Source organism: Methylobacterium sp. FW306-05-D, from assembly GCF_058782155.1.
In genome coordinates this window covers 12756-25385 of record NZ_JBYSXL010000012.1, presented here as the reverse complement: position 1 = coordinate 25385, position 12630 = coordinate 12756, and the positions used below count along the sequence as shown (strand labels likewise).

General features: G+C 66.8%; 10 protein-coding genes and 1 pseudogene. 10 read left to right on the top strand and 1 reads right to left on the bottom strand.

Annotated features, from left to right (window positions below; all coding sequences use genetic code 11):
- Positions 1 to 59 precede the first annotated feature (59 nt).
- From AC3WLN_RS06850 to AC3WLN_RS06835, 4 genes and pseudogenes are all read left to right on the top strand, one after another.
- Positions 60 to 1022, top strand: coding sequence for a type II secretion system F family protein (locus tag AC3WLN_RS06850; protein WP_463775857.1), 963 nt, complete (start codon positions 60 to 62; stop codon positions 1020 to 1022).
- A gap of 125 nt (positions 1023 to 1147) precedes the next feature.
- Positions 1148 to 1819 carry a metallophosphoesterase family protein gene (locus tag AC3WLN_RS06845; RefSeq protein WP_492480300.1) on the top strand — a complete coding sequence of 224 codons (672 nt, stop codon included), beginning with the start codon at positions 1148 to 1150 and terminating at the stop codon, positions 1817 to 1819.
- Positions 1820 to 2288: 469 nt separating this feature from the next.
- Positions 2289 to 3566, top strand: a complete 1278-nt coding sequence (locus AC3WLN_RS06840) for an amidohydrolase (RefSeq protein WP_492480299.1) — start codon at positions 2289 to 2291, stop codon at positions 3564 to 3566.
- Positions 3567 to 3771: 205 nt separating this feature from the next.
- Positions 3772 to 4752 (top strand): annotated as a pseudogene (locus tag AC3WLN_RS06835) (amidohydrolase family protein).
- Between the two features lie 55 nt (positions 4753 to 4807).
- Here AC3WLN_RS06835 and AC3WLN_RS06830 read toward each other — a convergent pair.
- Positions 4808 to 5005, bottom strand: a complete 198-nt coding sequence (locus tag AC3WLN_RS06830; protein WP_492480298.1) for a hypothetical protein — start codon at positions 5003 to 5005, stop codon at positions 4808 to 4810.
- Between AC3WLN_RS06830 and AC3WLN_RS06825 the strand changes: the two genes are divergently transcribed.
- The 6 genes from AC3WLN_RS06825 (at position 5004) to AC3WLN_RS06800 (ending at position 12629) form a co-directional block, all read left to right on the top strand.
- Positions 5004 to 5093 (top strand): K(+)-transporting ATPase subunit F, encoded by a 90-nt coding sequence (locus tag AC3WLN_RS06825; RefSeq protein WP_056184556.1) that lies wholly within the window; start codon positions 5004 to 5006, stop codon positions 5091 to 5093. The two genes, AC3WLN_RS06830 and AC3WLN_RS06825, sit on opposite strands and share 2 nt — an antisense overlap.
- 35 nt (positions 5094 to 5128) lie before the next feature.
- Positions 5129 to 6844, top strand: a complete 1716-nt coding sequence (gene kdpA / locus AC3WLN_RS06820; RefSeq protein WP_492480297.1) for a potassium-transporting ATPase subunit KdpA — start codon at positions 5129 to 5131, stop codon at positions 6842 to 6844.
- Between the two features lie 3 nt (positions 6845 to 6847).
- The gene (locus AC3WLN_RS06815; protein WP_492480296.1) at positions 6848 to 7051 is read left to right on the top strand and encodes a hypothetical protein; all 204 of its coding nucleotides are present in this window, start codon (positions 6848 to 6850) and stop codon (positions 7049 to 7051) included.
- A 65-nt stretch (positions 7052 to 7116) separates the two neighbouring features.
- Complete coding sequence (gene kdpB, locus AC3WLN_RS06810; RefSeq protein WP_492480295.1) at positions 7117 to 9207, top strand: potassium-transporting ATPase subunit KdpB; 2091 nt, start codon at positions 7117 to 7119, stop codon at positions 9205 to 9207.
- A 33-nt stretch (positions 9208 to 9240) separates the two neighbouring features.
- Positions 9241 to 9846 (top strand): K(+)-transporting ATPase subunit C, encoded by a 606-nt coding sequence (locus tag AC3WLN_RS06805; RefSeq protein WP_492480294.1) that lies wholly within the window; start codon positions 9241 to 9243, stop codon positions 9844 to 9846.
- A 47-nt stretch (positions 9847 to 9893) separates the two neighbouring features.
- Positions 9894 to 12629: a DUF4118 domain-containing protein gene (locus AC3WLN_RS06800; protein WP_492480293.1), complete on the top strand. Its 2736-nt coding sequence runs from the start codon at positions 9894 to 9896 to the stop codon at positions 12627 to 12629.
- Position 12630 lies beyond the last annotated feature (1 nt).

Sequence of the window (12630 nt, the reverse complement as noted above, 5' to 3'; positions counted from 1 at the left end):
CTGCCCCATCGCCCTATCGCCAAGAATCCTCGTCCGGTCGGTTCGTACGGAGACACCGCATGCTGGATCTCATCGCCGCCAAGGTCACCGAACCTCGCTTCCTCGGCACTGCCCTGGCGGCGGTCGCCGCGGCGGCGACGGCGTTCGCCCTGTTGCAGCCGATCCTGGAACCGGATCGCCTGGACAAGCGCATCAAACTGATCGGAGAGGAGCGCGAGGAGATCCGCCGCCGCGAGCGCGAGCGCATGAGTTCAAAGGCGACCCTGCGCGTCGCGCCCAAGGCTTACATGAAGCGGGTGGTGGAGCAGTTCAATCTCAATCGCTGGCTCGGGACCGAGACCTCCCGGAAGCAATTGATGATGGCCGGGTACCGTTCTCCCGGTGCCGAGACCGGCTTCCTGTTCTTCCGTCTCGTGACGCCGATCCTTCTTGCCATCGTGGCGATTTTCTACGTGTTCGTGCTGGGAGTCCTCGATCAGCCCTTTGCCATCCGGGCGATGATCGTCATCGCGGTCCTGTTGCTGGGCATCAAGGCGCCCGAACTCTATCTCCACAACCGCGCGAGCAAACGGCAGACCGAGATCCGGGCGGCTTGGCCGGACGCTCTCGATCTGACGCTGATCTGCGTGGAGTCCGGCATGTCCGTGGAGCACGCGTTCCGGCGCGTCAGTACCGAGGTCGTGGGACAGTCCATCGTACTCGCCGAGGAACTCGCGGTTCTGACCGCGGAACTCTCCTATCTCCCCGATCGGCGGATCGCCTTCGAGAACTTGGCCAACCGCATCGGCCTCGACCAGATCAAGGCGGTCACGACCGCACTGATCCAGGCAGAGCGCTACGGCACTCCCGTAGGCCAGGCATTGCGGGTCCTGTCGCAGGAGAGTCGCGACATGCGCATGACCGAAGCTGAGAAGAAGGCCGCTGCTCTCCCGCCGAAGCTGACCGTGCCGATGATCCTGTTCTTCCTGCCCGTCCTGTTCGTGGTGATTCTGACCCCGGCGATGATCCAGATCTTCCGGTAGGCCGGCGTCCGCGGATAAATCCGGTCCGATGGCTCCAGCACGCAGACGTGCGTGGCCTATGGATGTTCGACACCTCGGAATCCTGCCATGCGAGGGACATGTCCGACCCTGATACAGAACTCAGAATGACCCCTCTGACCTACGCGATCGGAGATATCCACGGCTGCGCCGATGCGTTGCTGAGGCTTCTCGGTCGGATCAACGTGCATCGAGGCGAGCGGGCTGCCCGGATCGTCTTCCTGGGCGACTATGTTGATCGCGGGCCGGAGAGCGCGCGCGTGATCGAGATCTTGAGGCACCTCCAGCACAACGCCCCGAATGCCATCACGTGCCTCTTGGGCAACCATGAGCAGATGATGCTGGATGCCTACCGTGACGCCCTCGGGGCGACGGTTTGGTTGACCAATGGAGGCAACGAGACTTTGCGGTCTTTCGGAATCACCGATCCGGAGGCCTTTCCGCACGATGTTCTGACCTGGCTCTCGCTCCTGCCCACCGTCTATGAAGACGCCTTGCGCTATTACGTTCATGCGGGGTTTCGACCTGGGCGCCCCGGCATCGATCCAGACGTAGCGGCGCGTCTGTGGATCCGAGAGCCGTTCCTCAGTGCGGCGTTCGATTTCGGGAAGCATGTCGTTCATGGGCATACGCCGCAAACGAACGGCGTCCCGGATCAGCAGCCTTATCGCACGAACCTCGACACCGGATGCGTCTACGGCGGACCGCTCACCGCCGGAATCTTCGATGAGACTCAGAACGGACCGATCGGATTCCTTCAGGTCGATCGAGACAATTAGTTCGCAAGGCTTCCCGTTCGAAACTCATGTCTCCTGATCAGGGTGTATCGCTGGATTTCGCGATGAGCCTCAGGGATCGCTGCATTCGAGATTGGAATGGAGCAGCGCGGTTTGCGTTCTTCGGCATTTCGAAGCGCGCAAAGCCTACAGCCCGATGAAAAAGATCCCTCGATCACCTGGGCTGATCTCTAAAAGTCATTGCCGATCATAGCGGTCGACCCGTAGTCTCCCCGGTAACTCGCGCCGAACGACGAGCGCCCAAGCCAGGGAGTCGAAGCGATGTCGATCGCCGCATCCGTCCTCCGCTCGATATCAGGGTTTTCCGCGCCCGCCTGTCTTCCGTCCGGGGGAGCGACCCTCGACCATAGCGTCGCGAAGATCCCGCGCGTCCCTCTCGCTGCCAGGACGGACCCGGTGTCTTCCATCGCTCCGGCGTTCAACCACCGAAACCGCGTCGAGGAGTGTTGCCATGGATGAGGTGACACGCCGTGCCTGGCTTGGAGGAGCCATTGCGTCCGGCCTCTTGGCCGGTTCTGGCGTACGCGCAGAATCGGACCCGAACGGTCCCTTCGATCTCGTCATACGGGGCGGCGAGGTGATCGATCCGAGCCAGTCCCTGCGGGCAAGGCGCGATCTCGGAATCCGCTATGGCCGCATCGCCGCCCTCGCACCGGAGCTTCCGATCGCGCAGGCAAAGCAGACGGTCGACGCATCGGGCAAGCTCGTCCTACCTGGCCTCGTCGACCTTCATGCCCACACCTTCCCGTACGGGTCGGCAATCGGCATTCCGGCCGACGAGACGGTGCCGTTCTCTGGCGTGACGACGGTGGTGTCCGCCGGTGATGCGGGCGCTAACAACATCGCCGCCCTGCGCCGGCACATCGCTGCGCAGACCCGGACGCGGATGTTCGCCTTCGTGCACATCGCGAACAACGGGTTGTCGGCCTTCCCCGTCGCGGAACTCTACAACATCGACAACGCCCAGGTGGAAGCCTGCGCGCGCGCCATCGCCGAGAACCCGGACTTCGTTCTCGGTGCGAAGGTTCGGATGTCGGAGAACGTCATCTTCAGGCATGGCGCCGAACCCCTGCGTCGGGCGATCCAGGCCTGCGAGATGTCGGGGCGGCCTGCCAAAGTGATGGCGCATATCGGCGGCGTCGAAACGCCTGACCTGATGAGCCGAATCCTGGATCTGCTGCGGCCCGGCGACATCCTCACGCACTGCTACTCCGGCGCGCCTAACATAGCCGGCCAGTTCACCAACATCGTCCAGGACGGCAAGCTTCTTCCGGCGGCCCTCGCCGCCAAGCAGCGCGGCGTCGTCTTCGACATCGGCCATGGCGGCGGCTCCTTCGACTTCACCGTGGCGGAGGCGGCCATCGCGCAGGGAGCCCCGCCCGATACGATCTCGTCGGACCTGCACGTCGTCTCCGGCAACACGCCGGGCATGCCGTTCCTGCCGCTGGTCATGAGCAAGTTCCTGCCCCTCGGCTTCAGCCTGGACCAGGTCATCGCGATGGCGACCGCGGCACCCGCCCGCGTCATCGACCGTGACGTAAAGCTCGGAACGCTGCAGGTCGGAGCGCCGGGCGACGTCTCGGTGATGGAATGGATCGAGCGCCCAGTGTCCATGGTCGATACCCGCAACAACCGTCGCGACGGGACGGGTTTTCTCTCGCCCGTTCTGACGATCAACAACGGCGTCCCCTTCGGCCGCCCATACCAACTTCCCTTCTCGGTTCGGTGAGGCCGTCATGATCGCCGCATCGGACGCCTGCACCCAGGAGACCTGCGCCTACTGCCTGCCGCACCGCGGTTTCATGGGGCCATGGCAGCCCTGGCCCCGGCACTGTGCGGCGGGATCGCAGGCGGTAGGGCAGCCGGTGGATCGCGCACTCTATCGCGGCCTCGTCATCGATTGTCACGGTCACTACACCACTGAGCCGCCGGCCATGCTGGCCTGGCGCAAGCGCCAGATTGACGCCATCAACGATCCCGCCCAGTCCCCCTCACCCTCCGCGCTGTCCGTCAGCGACGACGAAGTCCGCGCGAGCGTCACCGGACGCCAGGTCAACTGCAGACCGAGCGCGGCATCTCCCTCGCCCTCTTCTCGCCGCGCGCCGGCGGCACGGGACACCATGTCGGCAATGCCCGAACCAGCCTCGACTGGTCGATCGTCTTCAACGACATGATCCATCCGGTCGCCACGCTGATGCCGCGTACTTCGTGGGCGTCTGTCGGCTGCGGCAAACCCCCGGTGTCTCGCTCAAGAATTGCATCGCCGAACTCGGTCGCTGCGCGACGCAACGCGGCTTCGTCGGCTGCAACGTGAATCCGGCCCCGTCCGGCGGGTATTGGACCGATCCGCCCCTCACGGACCGCTTCTGGTACCCCCTTTGGGAGAAGATGGTCGAACTCGATGTCCCGGGCATGGTTCACGTGAGCGCCTAGGCCAATCGAAACTTCCACGCGACCGGCGCACCTTACATGAATGGCGAACCACCGCTTTCATGCAGTTCGTCACCTCGGATCTGTTCAAGGATTTCCCGACTCTGCGCCTGATCATCCCGCACGGGGGTGGCGCGGTTCCCTACCATTGGGGGCGGTATCGCGCTCTGGCGCAGGACTTGAAGCGCTCGCCCCTCACGGACCTGCTGCGCAACGTCTTCTTGGACACCTGCGTCTACCATCAGCCCGGCATCGACCTGCTTCTGAAGGTCGTACCCGCGGGCAACGTGCTCTTCGCGTCTAAAATGGTCGGCGCAGTGAACGGGATCGATCCCGAGACCGGCCACGCCTACGACGACACCAAGCGATACGTGGACGCGGCTGCGATTTCCGATGCGGACAGGGCCGGGATCTACATGGGCAATGTCTTTAAGATGTATCCACGCCTCGCCGACACGATCGATCGGGCCGGCTTGCTGCCCTGAACAACCCGATCCTCATGCGATCCTTATGGAATCGCGCCGGGCGGCCTCTCGAACCCTAATGCGCTTTCCGTCCATGCTTCGGGCGAGGCGCGATCGGTCGTGACATTTCGAACCCGATCGGCCGCACCGGATCGGACGCACCATGCTCGATATCGCCTTCCTCGCCGCGGGCCTCGCCTTCTTCGGCATTGCCGCCGGCTACGCCCTGCTCTGCGAACGGCTCTGAGCCTGCTGTCAGGAGTTCCCGCATCATGACCCTCGACCTGACCCTCGGCGCCCTCGTGACCCTGGGGCTGCTCGGCTACCTCGCCTACGCTCTCGTGCGTCCCGAGCGGTTCTGACCAACCCTCCAGCCAAACTCCCAAGGACTGCCTCCATGACCATCAACGGCTGGCTTCAGGTCGCGCTGTTCTGTGCGACCGTGCTGGTACTCGTCAGGCCGCTCGGCGGGTACATGACGCGCGTCTTCCAGGGCGAACGTACGCTCCTCACGCCCATTCTCGGCCCCGTCGAAACCGGGCTCTATCGCCTTGCCGGCATTGATGCCCGAAGCGAGCAGAGCTGGCTCGCCTACGGGCTCGCCATGCTGGCGTTCCACGCCCTCGGCTTCCTCGCCCTCTACGGTCTCCTGCGCCTGCAGGATGTCCTACCCTTCAATCCGGCTGGGCAATCGGCCGTGGCGCCGGATCTCGCCTTCAACACCGCAGCGAGCTTCGTCACCAATACCAACTGGCAGAACTACGGGGGCGAGAGCACCCTGTCTTACCTGTCGCAGATGCTGGGCCTGACTCACCAGAACTTCCTTTCGGCCGCCACCGGCATCGCCCTCGCCGTCGCCCTGATCCGGGGCTTCTCGCGGGCCTCGGCGAGGACAGTGGGTTCGTTCTGGGTCGATCTCACGCGTTGCACCCTCTACGTCCTGCTGCCGATCTGCGTGATCTATACGCTGTTCCTGGTCTCGCAGGGCATCCCCCAGACTCTGGGCGCCTCCATCGAGGCGACGACGCTGGAGGGAGCCACCCAGACGATCGCGGTCGGGCCGGTTGCGAGCCAGGTCGCGATCAAGATGCTCGGCACAAACGGTGGCGGGTTCTTCAACGCCAATGCCGCTCATCCTTTTGAGAATCCGACCGCGCTGTCGAACTTCATCCAGATTCTCTCGATCTTCGTCCTCGGCGCGGCGATGACCAACGTGTTCGGCCGCATGGTCGGCGACGAGCGGAAGGGATGGGCGATCCTCGGGGCCATGGGCGTGCTGTTCCTCGCCGGCGTCCTCGTCACCTATGCCAGCGAGGCCGCGGGCAGCTCCGTCCTGAATGGCCTCGGGCTCACGGGCGGCAACATGGAGGGTAAGGAAGTCCGGTTCGGCATCGTCGCCTCAGCGCTCTTTGCGGTGGTGACCACGGCCGCGTCGTGCGGCGCGGTCAACGCGATGCACGACAGCTTCACAGCCCTCGGCGGCCTGATCCCGATGATCAACATGCAGCTCGGTGAGATCATCGTCGGCGGCGTCGGCGCGGGCCTCTACGGCATGCTCGTCTTCGTCATCGTCGCGATCTTCGTCGCCGGGCTCATGGTCGGCCGGACCCCCGAGTATCTGGGCAAGAAGATCGAGGCCCGAGAGGTGAAGATGGCCATGCTCGCCATCCTCTGCCTGCCGCTGATGATGCTGGGTTTCACCGCCCTCGCCACGGTGGTCGCGGCGGGTCTCGCCGGCCCCGCCAATGCCGGACCACACGGGTTTTCGGAAATCCTCTACGCGTTCACCTCTGCGGCGGCGAACAACGGCTCGGCCTTCGGCGGCCTCAGCGGAAACACCGCCTTTTACAACACGACCCTGGCCGTCGGCATGCTGGTGGGCCGGTTCTTCGTGATCATCCCCGCCCTGGCGATCGCCGGCGCCCTTGCCGCGAAGAAGACCGTGCCGGCCTCGGCCGGAACGCTGCCGACCCACGGCGGTCTGTTCATCGGCATGCTGGTCGGTGTCATCCTGATCGTGGGCGGCCTGACCTTCTTCCCGTCCCTGGCGCTCGGACCGATCGTCGAGCACCTCGCGGGGACGGCAGGCCAGACCTTCTCGACGGGCGGCTGAGCGATGAGGTCCGCCGTCCCATCCCGCCGGGGCCGGCGCCATCACCTGCATGGCTCCCGTGTCGGTACCCGCCAGACCGTTCCGGTCTCCGGAGCCCGGCCCATTCGGCTCTCTGACCTGATCCTGGCTCTGCTCGGGGTCACCCTCCTGGGTGCTCTTGCCCTGGTGATCGTCGCCGAACTCGCGAGCCGCGTCCTCACGCCCTGATCCGCCTCATGGGCCCGGTGCCCCGCGCTTCGCCTTTCCCGCGCCACTTCGTGGAAATCCCTCACATGTCTCGCCCATCCTCATCCCTCTTCAGCGCCGCCCTCGTCGGCCCGTCGCTCGTCAGTTCGATCCGGAAGCTCGATCCTCGGATCATGATCCGAAACCCCGTGATGTTCGTGGTCGAGGTGGTGGCGACCCTGACCACTGTGCTGTTCGTCCGCGATCTCGCGACCGGCGCGCCGGGGCTCGGCTTCTCCGGTCAGATCATCCTCTGGCTCTGGTTCACCCTGATCTTCGCCAACTTCGCCGAAGCCGTTGCCGAGGGGCGCGGAAAGGCTCAGGCCGATAGCCTGCGCCGGACGCGCACCGAGATGCAGGCCAAGCGCCTCACTGGGCTGGGTCACGAGTACGAGACCGTGCCGGGCACCGCCCTGAAGGTCGGTGACGTGGTGCTGGTGGAAGCCGGCGACCTGATCCCGTCCGACGGCGAAGTCATCGCGGGCGTCGCCTCGGTCAACGAGGCGGCCATCACCGGTGAATCCGCACCGGTGATCCGGGAATCCGGCGGGGACAGGTCTGCGGTGACGGGTGGGACACAGGTGCTGTCCGACGAGATCCGGGTGCGCATCACGGCGGCCGCCGGCTCGACCTTCGTCGATCGGATGATCGCGCTGGTCGAGGGTGCCTCCCGGCAGAAGACCCCGAACGAGATCGCCCTCAACATCCTGCTCGCGGGTCTCACCATCATCTTCGTCTTCGCGGTGGCCTCGATCCCGAGCTTCGCGAGCTACGCCGGTGGCTCCATTCCCCTCATCGTGCTGGTCGCCCTGTTCGTGACCCTCATCCCCACCACCATCGGCGCGCTCCTGTCGGCGATCGGCATCGCCGGCATGGATCGCCTCGTTCGCTTCAACGTGCTCGCCATGTCGGGCCGCGCGGTCGAGGCCGCCGGCGACGTCGACACCCTCCTTCTCGACAAGACCGGCACCATCACGCTGGGGAACCGCCAGGCCACGGAGTTCCGCCCCGTACGGGGCATCTCCGAGCAGGATCTGGCCGATGCCGCCCAGTTGGCGTCGCTGGCGGACGAAACGCCCGAGGGCCGCTCGATCGTGGTGCTGGCCAAGGACCGCTACGGCATCCGCGCCCGCGACATGGGACGCCTCAACGCGACCTTCGTGCCCTTCACCGCGCAGACCCGGATGAGCGGCGTCGACCTGGACGGGACCTCCATTCGCAAGGGCGCCGTCGATTCCATCATCGCGGCGGTGAGGCAGCAGCCCGTTGCCACGCGGGGCTCCAATGCGGCGCTGGCCTACAGCCCCGTCACCGCCTCCGAGACCGTCCAGGAAATTCAGGCCATTGCCGAGGAGATCGCGAAGGCCGGCGGCACCCCCCTGGCGGTCGCCCGCGACGGACAGCTCCTCGGCGTCGTCAATCTGAAGGACATCGTGAAGGGCGGCATCCGCGAACGCTTCGCCGAATTGCGTCAGATGGGCATCCGCACGGTGATGATCACAGGAGACAATCCCATGACGGCCGCCGCCATCGCGGCCGAAGCCGGCGTCGACGATTTCCTCGCGCAGGCGACGCCGGAGGACAAGCTTGCCCTCATCCGCAAGGAGCAATCCCAGGGCAAGCTCGTGGCCATGTGCGGCGACGGCACCAACGACGCTCCGGCGCTCGCCCAGGCCGATGTGGGCGTGGCCATGAACACCGGAACGGTGGCGGCCCGCGAGGCCGGCAACATGGTCGACCTCGATTCCGATCCGACCAAGCTCATCGAGATCGTCGGGATCGGCAAGCAACTGCTGATGACCCGCGGTGCCCTGACGACGTTCTCCATCGCCAATGACGTGGCCAAATACTTCGCCATCATCCCGGCGATGTTCCTGACCCTCTACCCGCAGCTCCAGGCCCTGAACGTCATGGGGCTCGCCTCGCCCCAGAGCGCGATCCTGTCGGCGATCATCTTCAATGCCCTCATCATCATTGCGCTGGTTCCGCTCGCTCTGCGCGGCGTCTCGTACCGGGCTGTCGGCGCCGCCGCGCTCCTGCGGCGCAACCTGCTGATCTACGGGCTCGGCGGCATCCTCGTGCCGTTCATCGGCATCAAGGCCATCGATCTCGCGGTGAACGCCCTGCACCTCGCCTGAACCCCTCCCCCCTTCCGAACCAGAGTTGCTCCCATGCTCGTTATCCTGCGTCCCGCGCTCGTCCTGTTCGTCGCACTCACGGCGATCACCGGCCTCGCCTACCCCCTCGCCATGACCGGCCTCGCCACCACGATCTTTCCCGCCAAGGCCGCCGGCAGCCTGATCAGCCGCGATGGCACGATCGTCGGCTCCAGCCTCATCGGCCAGGCCTTCACCAGCCCGCGCTACTTCCACGGACGCCCGTCTGCGACCGTCGCCGCCGATCCGGCCGACGCCGCCAAGACCGTTCCGTCGCCCTACAATGCCTCGAACTCGGCCGGCTCCAATCTCGGCCCCACGAGCGCCACCCTGGTGGAGCGCGTGAAGGGCGACCTCGATGCCTTGAAAGCTGAGAATCCCGGTGCGACGGTTCCGGTCGATCTCGTCACCTCGAGCGGATCCGGGCTCGATCCGGATCTGTCGCCGGAGGCTGCCCTCTTCCAAGTGCCGCGCGTGGCGCGGGCGCGCGGCGTCGGCGAAGACCAGGTCCGCGACCTCGTCATCGCGCAAGTCGAAGGCCGGACGGCGGGGCTTCTCGGCGAGCCGCGCGTGAACGTGCTGGGATTGAACCTCGCCTTGGACGCGCGGCTCCGGCAATAATCGGACCCAAGGAACCATCACAGGAACCACGGGATGAAAGGATTCCGATGACCGAGGACGGCCGCGAGCGCCTGCGTCCTTCGCCCGAGGCTCTGCTCGACCGGGCGCGCCGGGACGAAGCGGGACGCGGCCGCCTCAAAGTCTTCCTCGGGGCGGCTCCCGGGGTCGGCAAGACTTACGAGATGCTCACCATCGGCCGCGCGCGGCTCAAGGCCGGGGCCGATGTGGTGATCGGCGTCGTCGAGACCCATGGGCGCCGCGAGACCGAAGCCCTGGTCGAGGGCTTCGAAATCGTTCCGCGCCGGACGGTCCCGTACCGTGACGGCACGATCGAGGAGATGGACCTCGACGCCCTGCTCGCGCGACGTCCCGTCCTGGCCCTGGTCGACGAACTCGCCCACACCAACGCGCCGGGCTCGCGCCATCCCAAGCGCTACCAGGACGTCGAGGAACTGCTGGATGCCGGCATCGACGTCCACACGACTCTCAACATCCAGCACGTCGAGAGCCTGAACGATGTCGTCGCGCAGATCACCCGCATCCGTGTGCGGGAGACGGTGCCGGACGGCATCCTCGACAGGGCCGACGACATTGAAGTGGTGGATCTCAACCCCGACGATCTGATCGAGCGGCTGAAGGCCGGCAAGGTCTACGTGCCCGCCAATGCGGAGCGCGCCCTGCGCCACTACTTCTCGCGCGGCAACCTGACTGCCCTGCGCGAACTCGCTCTGCGGCGTACGGCCGACCGGGTCGACGACGAACTCCTCAGTCACATGCAGGCGCATGCCATCGCGGGTCCCTGGAGTGCGGGCGAGCGGGTGATGGTCTGCGTCAGCGAGGACCCCCGCTCGGCCGGGCTCGTCCGCTACGCCAAGCGCCTCGCCGATCGGCTGCACGCGCCGTGGACCGCCGTCACGGTGGAGGGGACGCGCAGCGTCGGCCTCAGCGAAGCGGACCGTGACCGGATCGCGGACGCCCTGCGCCTCGCCGATCGGCTCGGCGGCGATGCCGTGACCTTACCGGGAAGCCGCCGCGTGGCCGACGACCTCCTTGCCTATGCCCGGAGCGCCAACGTCAACCACGTCGTCGTCGGCAAGGCGAACCGGTCGTGGCTGTTCGAACTCTTCAACGGGTCGGTCGTCCACGACCTCGTGCGCCGCAGCGGTGCCATCAGCATCCATGTCGTGCCCGGCGAAACACTGCCGCCGGCCGCTCCCCACAAGGTCGTCGCGACGGCCCCGGCGCGCCCCGCCCTCGATGGCGCCGCTTACGGTTTCGCGGCCCTCGCGATCCTGGCCGGTCTCGGCCTCGCGCTGGGGCTGCAACCGTATCTCGGGGTCGAGAACGCGGATCTCTTCCTGTTGACCGCGGTGGTGGCGGTCGCCGCGCGCTTCGGACTGGGGCCGGCGCTGGCATCCGTGGTCGCCGCCTCCCTGGCCTACAACTTCTTCTTCCTGCCACCGGTCTACACGCTGACCATCGCCGACCCGACCAATGTCGCCGCCTTCCTGCTGTTCACGCTCGTCGCGGTGCTGGTGTCGAACCTTGCCGCCCGGGCCAGGACGGTCGCGGTGATCAGCCAGCGCCGGGCGCGGGCGACCGAGCGCCTCTACGGGTTCAGCCGCAAACTCTCGGCCTGCGGTACGCTCGACGACGTGCTCTGGGCGACGTCGGCGCAGATCGCCGCGATGCTCCGGGTGCGGGTCGTGCTGCTGCTGCCCGAGGGCGACTCGGTGGTGGTGAAGGCGGGCTATCCCCCCGAGGATCGCCTCGACGCGGCCGATCTGGCCGCGGCGCAGTGGGCCTTCGCGAACGATCGGCCGGCGGGACGCGGCGCCGATACGCTCCCGGGCGCGCGTCGTATTTTCATACCGACGCGAACAGGTCGCGGCCCCATCGGGGTGATCGGCCTCGATGCGGACGGTACCGGACCGATCCTCACGCCGGAGGATCGGCGGTTGTTCGATGCCCTCGCCGACATGGGCGCGCTCGCCATCGAGCGGGTCCGGCTGGTCGAGGATCTGGCGCGCGCCGCGCGCGACGCCGAGACCGACCGGCTGCGCCAGGCCCTGCTGACCTCGATCTCCCACGACCTGCGGACGCCCCTGTCCTCGGTCCTTGGAGCCGCCACCACCCTGCGCGATCTCGAGGCCGATCTTGGCCGCGAGGCCAAGAGCGACCTCCTGGCGACGATCATCGCCGAATCAGAGCGGCTGAACCGCTTCATCGTCAACCTCCTCGACATGACCCGGCTCGAGGCCGGCGCGGTGGCGGCGAACCTCACCGTGCAGGACGTGGCCGAGATCGTCGACACCGCCCTGCGACGCCTGGGCGCCATCCTGAGCGAGCACCGGATCGTCCTGGACCTGGCGCCGGACCTGCCGCCCTTGCGCCTCGACCCGGTCCTGTTCGAGCAGGTGCTGGTCAACCTCCTCGACAACGCCGCCAAGTACGCCCCGGCGGGCTCCGCCGTCACGATCGCGGCGCGGGTCGTCTCCGGCCAGCCCGGCGGATCACCCCGGCTCCGCCTGCAGGTGCTCGACGAGGGCGAAGGCCTGCCGGAATCGGAGCGCGAGCGGGTGTTCGACAAGTTCTATCGGGCCCGGAAGGGCGACAGCGTCCGCGCCGGGACCGGCCTCGGCCTTGCCATCGCCCGCGGCTTCGTGGAGGCGATGGGGGGCACGCTGACGGCAGCCGACCGGTCGGACCGCAGCGGCGCCGTCTTCACCCTCCTACTGCCGGTGCCCGCGGCGCGCGGCACCGCGTCGGACCTCGCCGCATGAG